Origin of the sequence: Pseudomonas sp. QS1027 (genome assembly GCF_002814235.1) — a bacterium.
Lineage (GTDB): Bacteria > Pseudomonadota > Gammaproteobacteria > Pseudomonadales > Pseudomonadaceae > Aquipseudomonas.
Genome location: NZ_PHSU01000007.1, coordinates 253,611 through 269,055, shown reverse-complemented (window position 1 = coordinate 269,055; position 15,445 = coordinate 253,611). Strand labels below are relative to the sequence as shown.

15 protein-coding genes are annotated in these 15,445 nt (G+C 62.6%); 8 read left to right on the top strand and 7 right to left on the bottom strand.

The genetic code is table 11. The annotated features are described in order from the left end of the window. Positions 1 to 125: 125 nt before the first annotated feature. On the bottom strand, positions 126 to 1,046 hold the full coding sequence (locus CWE01_RS08120; RefSeq protein WP_100940008.1) for a zinc ABC transporter substrate-binding protein: 921 nt from the start codon (positions 1,044 to 1,046) through the stop codon (positions 126 to 128). Between the two features lie 66 nt (positions 1,047 to 1,112). On the opposite strand from CWE01_RS08120, the gene zur reads away from it, so the two are divergent. The 4 genes from zur to CWE01_RS08100 are packed head-to-tail and all read left to right on the top strand — an operon-like array spanning position 1,113 to position 3,918. Then, positions 1,113 to 1,595 carry a zinc uptake transcriptional repressor Zur gene (zur, locus tag CWE01_RS08115; protein WP_100940007.1) on the top strand — a complete coding sequence of 161 codons (483 nt, stop codon included), beginning with the start codon at positions 1,113 to 1,115 and terminating at the stop codon, positions 1,593 to 1,595. Beyond that, a complete protein-coding gene (gene znuC, locus CWE01_RS08110) occupies positions 1,595 to 2,383 on the top strand; it encodes a zinc ABC transporter ATP-binding protein ZnuC (protein WP_100940006.1) in 789 nt (262 codons plus the stop codon). The genes zur and znuC overlap by 1 nt, the downstream gene beginning before the upstream one ends. After that, positions 2,376 to 3,164 (top strand): zinc ABC transporter permease subunit ZnuB, encoded by a 789-nt coding sequence (gene znuB, locus CWE01_RS08105; protein WP_100940005.1) that lies wholly within the window; start codon positions 2,376 to 2,378, stop codon positions 3,162 to 3,164. The genes znuC and znuB overlap by 8 nt, the downstream gene beginning before the upstream one ends. A 37-nt stretch (positions 3,165 to 3,201) precedes the next feature. After that, on the top strand, positions 3,202 to 3,918 hold the full coding sequence (locus CWE01_RS08100; protein WP_100940004.1) for a PA5502 family lipoprotein: 717 nt from the start codon (positions 3,202 to 3,204) through the stop codon (positions 3,916 to 3,918). Positions 3,919 to 4,039: 121 nt separating this feature from the next. Here the strand turns inward: CWE01_RS08100 and katE are convergent, their stop codons facing one another. Together katE and CWE01_RS08090 are read right to left on the bottom strand one after the other, a co-directional pair. Further along, positions 4,040 to 6,211 carry a catalase HPII gene (katE, locus tag CWE01_RS08095; protein ID WP_256579330.1) on the bottom strand — a complete coding sequence of 724 codons (2,172 nt, stop codon included), beginning with the start codon at positions 6,209 to 6,211 and terminating at the stop codon, positions 4,040 to 4,042. Between the two features lie 153 nt (positions 6,212 to 6,364). Then, complete coding sequence (locus tag CWE01_RS08090; protein WP_157815193.1) at positions 6,365 to 8,344, bottom strand: ricin-type beta-trefoil lectin domain protein; 1,980 nt, start codon at positions 8,342 to 8,344, stop codon at positions 6,365 to 6,367. Positions 8,345 to 8,881: 537 nt separating this feature from the next. On the opposite strand from CWE01_RS08090, the gene CWE01_RS08085 reads away from it, so the two are divergent. From CWE01_RS08085 to CWE01_RS08075, 3 genes are all read left to right on the top strand, one after another. After that, positions 8,882 to 9,889: a methionine ABC transporter ATP-binding protein gene (locus CWE01_RS08085; protein WP_100940001.1), complete on the top strand. Its 1,008-nt coding sequence runs from the start codon at positions 8,882 to 8,884 to the stop codon at positions 9,887 to 9,889. Then, positions 9,889 to 10,563, top strand: a complete 675-nt coding sequence (locus tag CWE01_RS08080; protein ID WP_100940000.1) for a methionine ABC transporter permease — start codon at positions 9,889 to 9,891, stop codon at positions 10,561 to 10,563. The genes CWE01_RS08085 and CWE01_RS08080 overlap by 1 nt, the downstream gene beginning before the upstream one ends. A gap of 77 nt (positions 10,564 to 10,640) precedes the next feature. Then, positions 10,641 to 11,414: a MetQ/NlpA family ABC transporter substrate-binding protein gene (locus CWE01_RS08075; RefSeq protein WP_100939999.1), complete on the top strand. Its 774-nt coding sequence runs from the start codon at positions 10,641 to 10,643 to the stop codon at positions 11,412 to 11,414. A 31-nt stretch (positions 11,415 to 11,445) separates the two neighbouring features. Here the strand turns inward: CWE01_RS08075 and CWE01_RS08070 are convergent, their stop codons facing one another. Next, entirely contained in the window at positions 11,446 to 12,306 is an 861-nt protein-coding gene (locus CWE01_RS08070; protein ID WP_100939998.1) for a LysR family transcriptional regulator, read from the bottom strand. A 105-nt stretch (positions 12,307 to 12,411) separates the two neighbouring features. Here CWE01_RS08070 and CWE01_RS08065 point away from each other — a divergent pair, with 105 nt between their 5' ends. Beyond that, positions 12,412 to 12,837 (top strand): VOC family protein, encoded by a 426-nt coding sequence (locus CWE01_RS08065; protein ID WP_100939997.1) that lies wholly within the window; start codon positions 12,412 to 12,414, stop codon positions 12,835 to 12,837. 3 nt (positions 12,838 to 12,840) lie between these two features. Here CWE01_RS08065 and CWE01_RS08060 read toward each other — a convergent pair whose 3' ends face one another. The 3 genes from CWE01_RS08060 to CWE01_RS08050 are packed head-to-tail and all read right to left on the bottom strand — an operon-like array spanning position 12,841 to position 15,439. Next, a complete protein-coding gene (locus CWE01_RS08060; RefSeq protein WP_100939996.1) occupies positions 12,841 to 13,476 on the bottom strand; it encodes an SCO family protein in 636 nt (211 codons plus the stop codon). After that, positions 13,473 to 14,372 carry a heme o synthase gene (cyoE, locus tag CWE01_RS08055; RefSeq protein WP_100939995.1) on the bottom strand — a complete coding sequence of 300 codons (900 nt, stop codon included), beginning with the start codon at positions 14,370 to 14,372 and terminating at the stop codon, positions 13,473 to 13,475. The genes CWE01_RS08060 and cyoE overlap by 4 nt, the downstream gene beginning before the upstream one ends. After that, on the bottom strand, positions 14,360 to 15,439 hold the full coding sequence (locus CWE01_RS08050) for a heme A synthase (RefSeq protein ID WP_100939994.1): 1,080 nt from the start codon (positions 15,437 to 15,439) through the stop codon (positions 14,360 to 14,362). Before CWE01_RS08050 ends, cyoE begins: the two co-directional genes overlap by 13 nt. Positions 15,440 to 15,445: the final 6 nt, after the last annotated feature.

The following is a 15,445-nucleotide window of genomic DNA, read 5'->3' as shown; positions in this document are numbered from 1 at the left end:
CGCCTTCAAGGCCGCCAAAAGCTTCGCGGGCAAGCCCTGCTCCTACAGTACGGCGTCGTTCACCGATTTTGTGTACGCCGCCACATTGTAGGAGCAGGGCTTGCCCGCGAAGAGGCCCTTAAGCCTTACAGATGCTCCAGGCACTCCGCCAGATCATTACCCAGCTTCTCCAGCACCTGCTCATAGCCATGGGCCGTCGCCGGCGTGTAGCCACCCAGGCCATCCAGCTCGGCCAGCTTCACCGGCAAGCCACTCACCAGGGTTTCCGCCAGCCGTGGCCGCAACGGCGGTTCGCTGAACACACAGGTCTTGCCCACTTCCTGCAAACGCGTGCGCATCGCCGCCACGTGCTGGGCGCCCGGCTGCACTTCGGCGGCCACGCTGAACACGCCGGTGTGCTTGAGCCCATAGGCATCCTCGAAGTAATCGAAGGCCTCATGGAAGACAAAGTACGGCTTGCCCACCACGCCCGCCAGACGCGCCTTCAACCGCGCATCCAGGGCATCGAGCCGCGCATCGAAAGCCTGCACATTGCTCTGATAGCGCTCAGCATTGGCCGGATCGGCCGCACTCAGGTCCGCAGCCATGCGCGCGGCAATCACCCGGGCATTCACCGTCGATAGCCACAGGTGCGCATCCAGCGTGCCCGGACGATGATCATGGTCATGTTCGTCGGCATCTTCGGCATGAGAGTGGCTATCTTCGGCAAACCGACGCAGCTTCATCCCCGGCAAGCCCTCCACCGCCACGGTCGGCAGGCTGCGGCCCTTGAGCACGCGCGGCAGGAAGCTTTCCATGTCCGGGCCGATCCAGTAGAGCAGGTCCACCGACTGCACCTTGCGCACATCGGATGGCCGCAACGCGTAGTTGTGCGGCGAAGCGCCCGGTGGCAGCAGCACTTCAGGGGTATCGACACCTTCCTGCACGGCGGCGGCAATCAACTGCAGGGGCTTGATGCTGGTCAGGACGCTGACTTGCGCCTGAACCGGGGAAATCACCAACAAACTGGCACTGATAGCGACAAAAAAGGCAAAAAGACGGGGCACGATGAACACTCAAGGTGGCAGGAACAGGTAACATAATAACGTCTCTCACAAACGCCGTCGCCGCTCATGCCCAAAACCCCTCTCGCCAGTCGTCCCCATGATCACTCTCATTGCGTGCACAGCGCGCTGTCCGACGCCGATGCCCTGTGCGCACGCCAGGGCCTGCGCCTGACCGCCCTGCGGCGGCGGGTGCTCGAACTGGTCTGGCAGAGCCACAAGCCGCTGGGCGCCTATGACATCCTCGCCGTACTGAGCGAGCAGGACGGCCGCCGCGCCGCGCCGCCGACCGTCTACCGCGCCCTGGACTTCCTGCTGGACAACGGCCTGGTCCATCGCATCGCCTCGCTCAACGCCTTTGTCGGCTGCAACCATCCGGAACATGCGCACCAGGGCCAGTTCCTGATCTGCCGCCAGTGCCACGCCGCCATCGAGCTGGAACAGAAGTCCATCAGCGACGCCATTATCGGCAGTGCCCGGGATGTCGGCTTTGCCGTCGAGGCCCAGACCGTCGAAGTGATCGGGCTCTGCTCGGGTTGCCAGGGGGCCTGATGAGCACTGCGCTGATTCGCCTCGAGCAGGTGGGCGTGACCTTTGCCGGGCAGAACGTGCTCGACAATATCCACCTGAGCGTCGAGCCCGGGCAGATCGTCACCCTGATCGGCCCCAACGGCGCCGGCAAGACCACCCTGGTGCGCGCTGTGCTCGGCCTGCTCAAGCCGGATCGCGGGACGGTCTGGCGCAAGCCGAAGCTGCGGGTCGGCTACATGCCGCAGAAACTCCACGTCGACCCGACCCTGCCGCTCTCGGTGCTGCGCTTCCTGCGCCTGGTACCCGGCGTCGACCGCGCTCGGGCCATGGCGGCCCTGGGCGAAGTCGGTGCCGAACAGGTGATCGACAGCCCGGTACAAAGCATCTCCGGCGGCGAAATGCAGCGGGTGCTGCTGGCCCGGGCACTGCTGCGCGAACCGCAACTGCTGGTGCTCGATGAGCCCGTGCAAGGGGTCGATGTCGCCGGCCAGGCCGAGCTCTACAGCCTGATCACCCGTCTGCGCGACCGCCACGGCTGCGGCGTGCTGATGGTCTCCCACGACCTGCACCTGGTGATGAGCACCACCGACCAGGTGGTCTGCCTCAACCACCATGTCTGCTGCTCCGGCCATCCCGAGCAGGTCAGTGGCGACCCGGCCTTCGTCGAGCTGTTCGGGCAGAACGCCCAGAGCCTGGCGATCTATCACCACCACCATGACCACGCCCACGACCTGCATGGCGCCGTGGTCAGCGAAGAGGCCGGCGCGGCCCATACCCACGTTCATGGAGAAAGCTGCAAGCATGGCTGATTTTCTGCTCTACGCCCTGCTCGCAGGCCTGGCCCTGGCCCTGGTGGCGGGCCCGCTGGGTTCGTTCGTGGTCTGGCGACGCATGGCCTATTTCGGCGATACCCTGTCCCACGCGGCCCTGCTCGGCGTGGCCCTGGGTTTTCTGCTGGACGTCAGCCCGACCCTGGCGGTGACCGTCGGCTGCCTGCTGCTGGCGGTGCTGCTGGTGACCCTGCAACAACGCCAGCCCCTGGCCTCCGACACCCTGCTGGGAATTCTCGCGCCGAGCACCTTGTCCCTCGGCCTGGTGGTACTAAGCTTCATGCATGAAGTGCGGATCGACCTGATGGGTTACCTGTTCGGTGACCTGCTGGCCATCAGCACCACCGACCTGTACTGGATCCTCGGTGGCAGCGCGGCGGTGCTGGTGTTGTTGATCAGCCTCTGGCGGCCGCTGCTGGCGATCACCGTGCATGAAGAGCTGGCCACTGTCGAAGGCTTGCCGGTGGCGTCGCTGCGCATGGCGTTGATGCTGCTGATCGCCGTGGTGATCGCGGTGGCGATGAAGATCGTCGGCGTGCTGCTGATCACCTCGTTGCTGATCATCCCGGCCGCCGCCGCCCAGCGCCACGCCCGTTCGCCGGAGCAGATGGCCCTGGGTGCCAGCCTGCTCGGCATGCTCGCGGTGTGCGGTGGCCTGGCGTTGTCCTGGTTCAAGGACACCCCCGCGGGGCCGTCCATCGTGGTCACGGCTGCCGGCCTGTTTCTGCTGAGTTTTGTCCTGCCACGCAGAGGGGTGTAGACTTGCTCGTTTTTTGCGCAATTAGAGAGTCGCAGGAATGAAGCCGTTCGCCTCCCGTTATCTGCTCCTTGTCGCATTTTCCCTGCTGCTGGGGGCCTGCCAGAGCACCCCGCCGGTGGACACCTCGGTGCCCGACGCCAGGGTCGCGGCCATTGCCGCGCTGGAGCAGAGCATCAACAGCAATGAACTGGCCACTGCCGAGGATCAATTGGGTGCCTTGCAGACGCAGTCGCCGGACGATCCCCAGTGGGTGACCTACCAGCGGCAGCTGGCCGAAGCCTATCTGCAACGCAGCCAGATCGTGCTGCAAAAAGGCGACGTCAACGCCGCCGCCACGGCCCTGAGCCGTGCCCGGGCGCTGATGCCCAAGGCCCCCGCGCTGACCGGTGGGGTCAACGGCGCGATTGCCCAGGCGCGCAAGGCCGAGCTGGAAAAGGCCGAGGCCGCGCTCAAGGCTGCCGAAGCCAAGCCGGCAGCACGCGTGATCGACCCGAGTGCCGAAAGCAGCACCATTGCCCTGAACATCCAGGACGTCGCGCAACTGCGCAAGCAGATGGATGCACTGGCGGCGGACGTGGTGAATTACCAGTGCACGGTGACCTTCCAGGTGCCGCGCACCCAGGATTACCCGTGGCTGGCGACCCTGCTGGAAAAACGCGTGAAGAAGCTTGATTCAGGCTTCGAGCTGAAGATCGACAAGCAGATCGACCGGCAGGTACAGGCCCAGGTAGTCCTGACCCCGCGCAAGCCGTAACGCCGCCATCGCCGGCAAGCCGGCCCCTACAGGTTCTGTGCGGTTCCACCGATCCGTGGTCGAACCCCAAACTGTAGGAACCAGCTTGCTGACGATAGCGATCTGACTGACGCCGACGCCCTCAGGCCGGCACCGCCTTGGCCCTTTCCTCCCGATCCCAGACCCGATGTTTGGCCATCGCCGCGACAAACGCCTTGAGCACCTTGGCGTCATCGCCCGCGATCAAGCCCTCATCCGCCTGCAGATGCAGCACCTCCAGCAACTGCTTCGCTTCGCCATGCAAGGCAATCGCCTTCAAATGCTTGTAGGCCTCCAACAGGTAGTGCAAGGCCACGCCATCGCCACTCAGCGCCTGCACCGACGCCGCGCCGCCAGGCACGAACACCGCGTCGAACGCCACCGACGGCGAGCCCTCCATCGAAGCATCCACCGCCAGGCTCTGCCCCTGCACCGTGCTGACCGGCGCCGAAGTCGGCCCCAGCACCTTGGCATGCGCCCCTTCCCGCGCCAGCAGCTTCTTCAGCGCGGCAATCGCCTCGCCATCGACACCATTGGCCGCCAGAATCGCCACTTTGCGCGTCTTGATATCCCCCGACAGCAGATTCGCCTGGCTCAACGCCGGCGACCGCACCTGATCGGTCTTGCGCGGCGCCACGGTGGCGGCCTTCGGCTTGGGCAGGCCAAGGTTCCCGGCCACCCGCGCGGCCAGCTCCAGGTCGATATTGGCCAGGATCTCGTTCACCTGGCGAATGCGGATGTGCTCACGCTCGACCTTGCCCAGCTCGAAACTGTAGGCCGCGATGATGTGTTCTTTCTCGTACTTGCTCATGCTGTTGAAGAACAAACGGGCCTGGGAAAAATGATCGCCGAACGACTCGCTGCGCTGGCGGATCTTGTTCGCGTCGATACGCTCCGGGTAACTCTCGAACCCACCGTCCCGAGCCGCCGGCGGGGTTTCCTTCGGCCAGCCGCCATCGATGGAATTGGGCTCATAGGAGGCACGCCCCTTGTCGATCACGCTCCGATGCTGGGCGTCGCGCTGGCTGCTGTGAAACGGTGCCAGGGGACGATTGATCGGAATCTCGTGAAAGTTCGGGCCGCCCAGTCGGCTGATCTGCGTATCGGTGTAGGAAAACAACCGACCTTGCAGCAGCGGATCGTTGGAGAAGTCGATCCCCGGGACAATATGCCCCGGACAGAAGGCCACCTGCTCGGTCTCGGCGAAGAAGTTGTCCGGGTTGCGGTTGAGCACCATCTTGCCCAGCGGAGTGATCGGCACCAGCTCCTCGGGGACCAGCTTGGTGGGGTCGAGGATATCGAAGTCGAACCCGTGCTCGTCTTCCTCGGCAATGATCTGCACACCGAACTCCCACTCGGGGTAGTCGCCACTTTCAATCGATTCCCAGAGATCGCGACGATGGAAGTCAGCGTCCTTGCCGGCCAACTTCTGGGCTTCATCCCAGGCCAATGAGCAGGTGCCGACCGTTGGCCGCCAGTGGAACTTGACGAAGCTGGAACGGCCCTCGGCATTGATCAAGCGGAAGGTATGCACGCCAAAGCCCTGCATGCTGCGCAGGCTCTTGGGAATCGCCCGGTCGGACATGGTCCAGAGCACCATGTGGGCCGATTCCGGCACCAGCGAGACAAAGTCCCAGAAAGTGTCGTGGGCCGAACCGCCGGTGGGGATCTCGTTGTGGGGCTCGGGTTTGACGGCGTGGACGAAGTCGGGAAACTTGATGGCGTCCTGGATGAAGAACACCGGCATGTTGTTGCCGACCAGGTCGAAATTGCCTTCCTCGGTAAAGAACTTCACCGCGAAGCCACGCACGTCGCGCACCGTGTCGGCGGAGCCGCGCGGGCCTTGGACAGTGGAGAAGCGCACGAACACCGGGGTCTTCTGGTCCGGGTCCTGGAGGAAGCCGGCCTTGGTCAGCTCGGCGTGATTCTGGTAGGCCTGGAAGTAGCCATGGGCGCCCGTGCCCCGGGCATGGACGATACGCTCGGGAATCCGCTCATGGTCAAAATGCGTGATCTTCTCGCGCATGATGAAGTCTTCCAGCAGCGACGGGCCACGGGCGCCGGCCTTGAGGGTGTTCTGGTTATCGGCAACCTTCACCCCCTGATTGGTCCGCAGCGCCTGTTCGGTGGCGTCCGAGCGAAAGGGTTCCAGGCTCTCCAGCTTGGCGTTGCTGTTGTGGCGATCCGGGGTATCGGTTCCAGCCATCTGGCTCTGGCTGGCCTTGGGTTTGCGGGTACTCATCAGGTAAGACTCCTCGTTTGCAGTGCCCGGCAATCCTGGGCTGGGGGGCAAAATTCCCGGGGGACGGGATTCGAGTTGCCTGATTAGTGACTGACGGAGGAGGCTCACCGTTCCTTTTTTCTGGCCGAGGCGGGTACCGCGCAAGCTTCATCCTGCTCGGTACCCCTGCTCCATCAGGCCAAGCGATTACAGCCCATCCCGAAGTATTTCAATACGCCACCGCTGACGGGCATCGACAGGGTTTCTGTAGGTCGCGACCCAGTCCGGGCTGATCTGCGGTGAAACACCATTTTCGTTGGGCATGACATCGCCCGCCGAAGGCGCCCCGGGATAACTGGCCCAAGGGATATTGAAGCGGTTGAAGGCATTGACCGGCACATCGTCGAAAGCCATCGAGCCGTCCGGCTTTGCCGAGGGCCGCGCCCCCTGGACAAACAGTCGCCAGTCCAGGTTATAGAGCGAATGAATCCTGTCGGCACGCCACTCCCATTGTTGGCGATTGTCGATACGGCAGGTTTCAGTCGACAGCGCACCGGAGCGCTCCTGCAACGAGAGGCATTTTCCGGACTCCCGGTTTACATAACGACTTTCCGAATCGAGTCCCCATAGATGGCTTTTTTGCTGGGCATTACACGCGGCAAGCGTCACCGTGCTCCCCGACTCGACCAGGCATCTTCCGGCACCGTCCTGGGAGCGGATGAGCACCGACATCTCCCGCGTCAGGTAAGGGCTCGATAAATCCAGGACAAATTCACTGTTATGCCCATAGTTGATCAACTCGCTGCGCTTCCTGATCTGGGTCCGATCCCGCCACCATTCGTCCAACTGAAGGTCATAGCCAGCCCCGACTATCACGTTTGCATTGCCGCTGTAGCTGCCCGGCAACTCCCAGACACTGTAGGTTTCCAGACTGGCCTGGCGCATCATCGGCGTCATGCGGCTCTCGGTCAGAATCGGCCCGTTCGCGGTGACCCTGTCAATCAGCGCACTTCTGAGACGCGGGGCAATGGGGGCCTCCCAAAGCGCGCCCCGGTTATTTGACGAGGCCAACAACGAGTAGTCCTTGAAGCTGGTCGCCAGGGTTTTGCTATTGGTGTGCTCATAACTGGCACCCAGGCTGAAAGGGGATTTGGCCACGTAGGTGGCCTTATCCGATGCTCCTGGCCCGAACTCGGCACCTACCGAACCACCGATGGTGAATCCACGGGTCTGTGTCTCGCTGTAACTGAACTCCGTTCGGCCATCACTCGGGGGAGCAAATTTCACCAGGCCCGGACCGGCACCGGCAGCCTCGACCACATGACTCACCCGGTACGTCTGGGGCAGATAGGAGGCCCAGAGATTCCTGACGCCGGGTATCGGGGTGACAATGCCATTTCTCGCCGATTTAATCGTCGTCGGATGCCCCTTGATAATAATGAATTTCTTGTCCTGAGCACGCAGGGCACTTCTGATGATCTCGATATTGGCTAATGTCGAGACTTCACCCCTCGGGCCCGTTTTAGACAAGTTGAATGTCAGGCTCGGCACCGCCGTAAAATCCGAAGAACTTACTTGCGCCGGAGCACCGGCAGGTGGGTGTTCAGCCGGCCCTTGTAATATTGCGACGCCTTCTTCCGCCTCAGTGGCTGCATGTCCATCTTGTCCGGACTGCCACTTCAGCAGCTGCTCTTCGAGTGCGGCAACCTGTTCCGGCGAACTCAAATCATCGAAATCCTGGACTTCTATCTGGGCGTTGTTTTTTCGGTAAAACAACGTATACCGCGAGGAACCGGCAATACCAAACAAAGAAGCGACCTGGCTCTTCAACTCGGTATTCTCACTGTCCATTTTCAGCAAAACGGGTATCTGCTCGGCAAACAGCTGGCCGACCTTGGCCTGGGCATTCTCATCCTGTGCAACGGCCGCGATATCCAGATAAGCCAACGCAATATTGGTTCGTTGCCGCTCTATCTCCTCGGGCCCCAGGGCATCTGCCATCAGGCGTGACCAGGCGGCAAAAGTCTGTGGAAGCACTTGTGCAGACGGAGGGCCGAACATCAGCAATTTTTGAGAGGCAATAATATTCTGGGCGCCCGACGAGTCCGTCGAACTATGACTGGCGGCTGCGACATTATGAATCGACAGGGCGAGCAAACCCATTACCATGGTCTTGAGTGGTTTCAATGCGATCACCTTATTTATTGTTTCCAAACTTATCGGAAACACGGAAATTCCGTGTCAAACAAATAAAACGACTAAGGCCATCCATTGCTTTCCGGCTAAACACTCAATTCACAAATCTCAATCAAGAAACTTGTAACACCCGAAGATAACAACATCCTTCGGGAGCCGGATTAGTTAAAAGCCTACTGGAACAAAAATAACAAGTCTCGGAAAAAGCCGATTCAAAATATTAATTCCCAGCGTCCGAGTTGGATCCATCTCCTATCAAAAAGCCGCTGGACTTCATATCAAAGAAGCTTCCTACACAACACATTACGATCGATGTAAACCCGTTAATGAGGAGGCTGCCAGCCAGTACCGCCAGAGCGCTATACCACCACTCGACGGCGCTCGGCGCGACGACTGCCGCTGATCGAGATATGCCCAAATTAAAGGTAGAATGCGAAATAAATGCTAAGACGACCTATACGGACAGGCTAAAATGCCCGCCCGGCTAACCGCTGACCTTTTTCCATTGCGCCCCACAAGGTTCGCTACGTGATCGAGTTTCATAACGTCCATAAAACCTACCGGGTCGCCGGTAAGGATATTCCCGCCCTGCACCCCACCAACCTGCGGGTTGAAAACGGCCAGGTGTTCGGCCTGATCGGTCATTCCGGTGCGGGAAAAAGTACCCTGCTGCGTCTGATCAATCGCCTGGAAGCCCCCAGCGGCGGCCAGATCATTGTCGACGACGACGAAGTCACGGCGCTCGACGCCAATGGCCTGCGGCGTTTCCGCCAACAGGTCGGGATGATCTTCCAGCACTTCAACCTGCTGGCCTCCAAGACCGTGGCCGACAACGTCGCGCTGCCGCTGACCCTGGCCGGCGAGCTGTCCCGTCGCGAGATCGACCAGCGCGTCGCCGAACTCCTGCAACGCGTCGGCCTGTCCGACCACGCGAAGAAGTACCCGGCCCAGCTGTCCGGCGGCCAGAAGCAGCGGGTCGGTATCGCCCGTGCCCTGGCGACCAAGCCGAAGATCCTGCTGTGCGACGAAGCCACCAGCGCCCTCGACCCGCAAACCACCGCGTCGGTCCTGCAACTGCTGGCCGAGATCAACCGCGAGCTGAAACTGACCATCGTCCTGATCACCCATGAAATGGACGTGATCCGCAGGGTCTGCGATGTGGTCGGCGTGATGGATGCCGGCGTGATCGTCGAGCAGGGTCCGGTGGCCGAGGTGTTCCTGCACCCCAAGCATCCGACCACCCGCCGCTTCGTCCAGGAGGACGAGCAGATCGACGAAAGCGAGCAGCGCGACGACTTCGCCCATGTGCCGGGTCGTATCGTGCGTCTGACCTTCCAGGGCGACGCCACCTACGCGCCGCTGCTGGGTACGGTCGCCCGTGAAACCGGCGTGGACTACAGCATCCTCGCCGGGCGCATCGACCGCATCAAGGACACCCCCTATGGGCAACTGACGCTCGCCGTCACCGGCGGCGACATGGAAGCCGCCTTCGCGCGCTTCACCGCCGCCGATGTCCATATGGAGGTACTGCGCTGATGGACCTGTTTCTGAATTTCTTCGCCAACGTCGACTGGGCGGATATCTGGGAAGCCACCGGCGACACCATGCTGATGCTCGGCACCTCGCTGGTGTTCACCATCCTGCTGGGCCTGCCGCTGGGGATCCTGCTGTTCCTCTGCAGCCCGCGCCAGTTGCTGGAGCAGAAGGCTACCTACGCGATCCTGGCCTTCGTGGTGAACGTGGTGCGTTCCCTGCCATTCATCATCCTGCTGATCGTGATGATTCCGTTCACCGTGCTCCTCACCGGCACCTCCCTCGGTGTAGCCGGCGCTATTCCGCCGCTGGTGATCGGCGCCGCGCCGTTCTTCGCACGGCTGGTGGAAACCGCGCTGCGCGAAGTCGACCGGGGCATTATCGAAGCCACCCAGGCGATGGGCGCGACCACGCGCCAGATCATTCTGAATGCGCTGTTGCCGGAAGCCCGTCCGGGTATTCTCGCGGCGATTACCGTGACCGCGATTACCCTGGTGAGCTATACCGCCATGGCCGGCGTGGTCGGTGCCGGCGGCCTCGGCGACCTGGCAATCCGCTATGGTTACCAGCGCTTCCAGACCGATGTCATGGTGGTCACGGTGATCATGCTGATCGTCCTGGTGCAGGTGCTGCAGACCATCGGCGACCGGCTGGTGGTGCACTTTTCCCGCAAGTAAGTCTCGCTTTTACAACTGAATAAGCCGGCCGAGGCCGGCATGCGCCTGAACCCGCGCCCCTCACATGGAGTCGTTCGATGAAAAAACTGATTGCTGCCTTTGCCGCCGTTGCCGCCTTCTCGGCCCACGCCGCGGAAACCCTGACCGTGGCCGCCTCGCCGGTTCCCCACGCGGAAATCCTCGAGTTCGTCAAACCGGTCCTGGCCAAAGAAGGCGTGGACCTGAAGGTCAAGGTCTTCACCGACTACGTGCAGCCGAACGTGCAAGTCGCCGAAAAGCGCCTGGACGCCAACTTCTTCCAGCACCAGCCGTACCTGGATGAGTTCAACAAGGCCAAGGGCACCAATCTGGTCAGCGTGGCCGGCGTGCACCTGGAGCCGCTGGGCGCCTACTCCAGCAAGTACAAGAAACTCGCCGACCTGCCGGGCGGCGCCAATGTGGTGATCCCGAACGACGCCACCAACGGCGGCCGCGCGCTGTTGCTGCTGCAGAAAGCCGGTCTGATCAAGTTGAAGGACGCCACCAACATCCTGTCGACGCCGAAAGACATCGTCGAGAACACCAAGGACCTGAAGATCCGCGAACTGGAAGCCGCCACCCTGCCGCGCGTGCTGACCCAGGTCGACCTGGCCCTGATCAACACCAATTACGCCCTGGAAGCCAAGCTGGATCCGTCCAAGGACGCGCTGATCATCGAAGGTAGCGACTCGCCGTACGTGAACATCCTGGTGGCCCGTCCGGACAACAAGGATTCCGACGCGATCCAGAAGCTGGTCGCCGCGCTGCACAGCCCTGAAGTGAAAGCCTTCATCCTCGAGAAGTACAAGGGCGCGGTCCTGCCGGCGTTCTAAAGTACACCGTGTAGGAGCCGGATGACGGCTCCTACAACGGCTGGCGCAGACACTCCAGCAGGCAATCCAGTGCCGGCTGCCGCTGGGCGCGACGCAACACCGCGATCAACTGCCGCTCGAAAGTCAGCTCGCCCAACTCGATCACCCGCAACTGGTCCGCCCGCTGCAACCACAGTCCCGCCCGGGGCACCAGCGACACCCCCAGCCCGCACTCCACCATCCGCGCAATCGCTTCCAGCTCATCCAGCTCCAGCGCATCGCGTACCTGTATCCGCTGTTCCCGCAGAAACTGACTGACCAGGCGCCCGCCAAAGGAGGCCCGGTCATAACGCACGAACGGCTGCTCGGCGAGCAATTGCAGCGGGTCATCACCCGGCAGGTGCAGCGGCGCGATCAGCACAAAGGGCTCGCTGGCCAGGGGAATCTCCAGCAACTCCTTGGGCAGCTCGAACGGCGGCTTGATCAACAGCGCCAGGTCCAGCTCACCGGCATCCACCTGGCCCAGCAGATTGAGGGAAACCCCCGGCACCAGCTTCAACTCCACCCGTGGCGCCGCCTGGCGAAAACGCGGCAAGGCCTGGGGTAACAAACCGGTCTGCACCGTGGCAATGGCGCCGATACGCAACTCCCCTTGCCACTCGGCGGCGCTCGTCGACAGGGCCATCTGCCCATACAAGGCGAGGATCTGCTCGGCCAGGGGCAACGCATGGCGACCCGCCGCATTCAGCACGGCGGCCCGCCCGCTGCGGTCGAACAGACGCACCCCGAGGTTCTGCTCCAGCACGCGCATTTGCGCACTGACCGCCGACTGGGTCAGCCCCACCTGCTGGCCGGCGGCGACAAAGGTGCCTTCGCGGGCAACGCGGATAAAGGTCTTGAGTTCACGGAGCATGGGGCACCTAGTAAAAATAGTCGGGCTCGGAAGCAAGAATATGCGCTTTCCAGCAAAATAATCATCGCTACACTGAAAGCTCCTTCCCCCAGCCTGGTATCCGACATGGCGCTTTCACCCTTTCACCTGGCAATCCCGGTTCATGACCTGGCCGCGGCCCGACATTTCTACGGCGATGTTTTTGCCTGCCCGGAAGGACGCAGCAGCGATCACTGGGTGGACTTCGACTTCTTCGGTCACCAGTTGGTGATTCACCACCAGGCCAAGACCGCGGCCCAGGAACAGGCATTGAGCAACCCGGTGGACGGCCACGACGTGCCGGTACCGCATTTCGGTGTGGTGCTGGAATGGGAAACCTGGGAAGCCCTGGCGGAACGCCTGAAAGAGAAGGGCACCCGGTTCGTCATCGAACCCTACGTGCGCTTCAAGGGGCAGGTGGGCGAACAGGCAACCATGTTCCTGTTCGACCCCTGCGGCAATGCCCTGGAGTTCAAGGCCTTCAAGGACATCGGGCAGATGTTTGCCAAGTAACCGCTACTTGCGCGTGAGCAACTCCGGCAACTGCGCCACCAGCTTCTGGTTGTTCAACGGTGCCCGGATAAAACCACGCTGGGTGCCGTCCGGCCCGACCAACGCCAGGTTGCCGCTATGGTCAACCGTGTAGTTGGGCTTGCTGGTGTCCGCGGGAATAAACGGAATGCTCAGCGCATTGGCGACTTTCTGCAGGTCGTCGATCGAACCGGCCGTCAGCCCGCGGAAATCCGGATCGAAGTAACCCAGGTACTGCTTGAGCTGCTGCGGCGTATCGCGGTTGGGGTCGACACTCACCAGGATCACCTGCAACTGACCCACCACATCCTTGGGCAATTCACTCTTGATCTGACGCAGCTGGGCGAGGGTGGTCGGGCAGATGTCCGGGCAGAAGGTGTAGCCGAAGAACAGCAGGCTCCACTTGCCCTTGAGCTCGTCGACCTGCACCGGCTGGCCGTTCTGGTCGGTCATCTTCACCCCGGGCAGCGAACGGCTCTGGGGCAGCAGGATGATCCCCGCATCGATCATCGCCGTGGGCTCGCCCTGGCGCTGGTTATGGATCACTTTGTTGACCGTCAGGCCCAGGACCAGGGCCACCACGGCGACGAGAATAAAAACGGTTTTCTGAACTCGAGTCATAGATTCAACAATAGGTAGTGATCGACAAGCAGCGCGATAAACAGCAGGAACAAGTAGTAGATAGAGTACTTGAAGGTGTTGATCGCCGCATGCGGCTGACTGCCACGGTACAACACCCACGCCCAATGCAGGAAGCGCGCGCCCAGGAGCGTGGCGCAGACCAGGTAGAGCAGGCCGCTCATGTGGATCACGAACGGCAGCAGGCTGACCGCCAGCAGGACACAGGTGTAGAGCAGGATATGCACCTTGGTGTAATGCTCGCCATGGGTCACCGGCAGCATCGGGATATCCGCCTTGGCGTACTCCTCCTTGCGGTGGATGGCCAGGGCCCAGAAGTGCGGCGGGGTCCAGGCGAAGATGATCAGCACCAGCAGCAGCGGTTCGGCGCTGACATGGCCGGTGGCCGCGACCCAGCCGAGCAACGGCGGCGCCGCCCCGGCCAGGCCGCCGATCACGATATTCTGCGGCGTGGCACGCTTGAGAAAGCCGGTGTAGATCACCGCGTAACCGAGCAGGGAGGCCAGGGTCAGCCAGGCCGTCAGCGGATTGGTGAAGCTCAGCAACAAGGCTTGCCCGAGCACCGCGAGAACCAGGGCGAAACTCAGCGCCGCCGTCGGCGACACCCGGCCCTGGGCCAGCGGCCGCTTGTGGGTGCGGGCCATCAGCGCATCGATGCGCCGATCCACCACATGGTTGACCACCGCCGCGCCGCCGGCACACAGGGCGATGCCCAGGTTGCCGAACACCAGCACGGTCCAGGGCACGCCGGCGCGGGTCGCGAGAAACATGCCCACCAGCGAGGTGATCAGCATCAGCACCACCACCTTGGGTTTGGTCAGCTCCAGGTAGTCGCGCCACAGGGCCTGGCCCTGACGCTCACCGATTACAGTCGCCACGGCATTTCTCCCTTGATCGTGATGGGCGCATGGACCGCTTTGATCGGGCTCAGACGCCAGCGTGCCGGCGCTTGCGCGCGCACCCGGACCAGCGCGGTACGCGCGTGGTAATTGACCAGCACCAGCGTCAGCAACAACGCCGCACCGCCGGCATTGTGCGCCACGGCCACCGGCAGCGGCAGATGAAAGTAGACATTGCTCAGGCCCAGGCTGATCTGCGCCGCCAGCGCCAGCAGCAGCAAACCGGCGAGCCGGGTCATGCCCACCGCCCGCAATTGCCAGGCCAGGCCGCACAGCACCAGGGTCACCAGCAGGGCGCCGATGCGGTGGGTCAGGTGAATCGCCGTGCGCGCATCGCTGTCGAGCTGGCCGCCCAGATAGTTGGGGCCGATATGCTGGGTCAGGTGAAAACCGTTGGCAAAATCCGCGTTCGGCCACCATTGCCCGTGACAGGTCGGCAGGTCGATACAGGCCACCGCCGCATAATTGGAACTGACCCAGCCGCCGAGGGCGATCTGCAAAATCACCAACAACAGCCCGGCCGTGGCCCAGCGCTGCAGGCGTCGCGGCACCGCCAGCGCCGGCAGCACGCCGGACAGGCGCAAGGTCAGCAGGAACAGCAGGCTCAAGGTGGCAAAGCCGCCGAGCAGATGGGCCGTGACCACCTGGGGCCAGAGCTTGAGGGTGACCGTCCACATGCCGAAGGCCGCCTGGGCGAAGACCACTCCCAAGAGGAACAGCGGCAATTTCAATGGTTGCCCGTCACGCCGGCGTTCATGCCAGGAGCGTGCGGCCAACAGGACGATCAGCAGCCCCAGGGTTCCGGCGAAGTAGCGGTGGACCATCTCGTTCCAGCCCTTGTGGGCTTGCACCGGGGTATCGGGAAAATGCAGTTCGGCATGGGCCAGCTGGGCTTCGCTCTGGGGCACGCTGATAAAGCCGTAGCAGCCCGGCCAGTCGGGGCAGCCCAGGCCGGCGTGGGTCAGCCGGGTATAGGCGCCCAGCAGGACGACGATCAGCGCCAGCAGCGTGGCGAACAGCGCGAGGCGAAATCCAGGTTTGGCCATGACGAT

What these genes read in the sequence shown, in the direction of transcription:
- zur (WP_100940007.1), top strand. Translation starts at nt 1,113, where the DNA reads ATGCCCAAAACCCCTCTCGCCAGTCGTCCCCATGATCACTCTCATTGC.
- znuC (WP_100940006.1), top strand. Translation starts at nt 1,595, where the DNA reads ATGAGCACTGCGCTGATTCGCCTCGAGCAGGTGGGCGTGACCTTTGCC.
- znuB (WP_100940005.1), top strand. Translation starts at nt 2,376, where the DNA reads ATGGCTGATTTTCTGCTCTACGCCCTGCTCGCAGGCCTGGCCCTGGCC.
- CWE01_RS08100 (WP_100940004.1), top strand. Translation starts at nt 3,202, where the DNA reads ATGAAGCCGTTCGCCTCCCGTTATCTGCTCCTTGTCGCATTTTCCCTG.
- CWE01_RS08080 (WP_100940000.1), top strand. Translation starts at nt 9,889, where the DNA reads ATGGACCTGTTTCTGAATTTCTTCGCCAACGTCGACTGGGCGGATATC.
- CWE01_RS08075 (WP_100939999.1), top strand. Translation starts at nt 10,641, where the DNA reads ATGAAAAAACTGATTGCTGCCTTTGCCGCCGTTGCCGCCTTCTCGGCC.
- CWE01_RS08070 (WP_100939998.1), bottom strand. Translation starts at nt 12,306, where the DNA reads ATGCTCCGTGAACTCAAGACCTTTATCCGCGTTGCCCGCGAAGGCACC.
- CWE01_RS08065 (WP_100939997.1), top strand. Translation starts at nt 12,412, where the DNA reads ATGGCGCTTTCACCCTTTCACCTGGCAATCCCGGTTCATGACCTGGCC.
- CWE01_RS08060 (WP_100939996.1), bottom strand. Translation starts at nt 13,476, where the DNA reads ATGACTCGAGTTCAGAAAACCGTTTTTATTCTCGTCGCCGTGGTGGCC.
- CWE01_RS08050 (WP_100939994.1), bottom strand. Translation starts at nt 15,439, where the DNA reads ATGGCCAAACCTGGATTTCGCCTCGCGCTGTTCGCCACGCTGCTGGCG.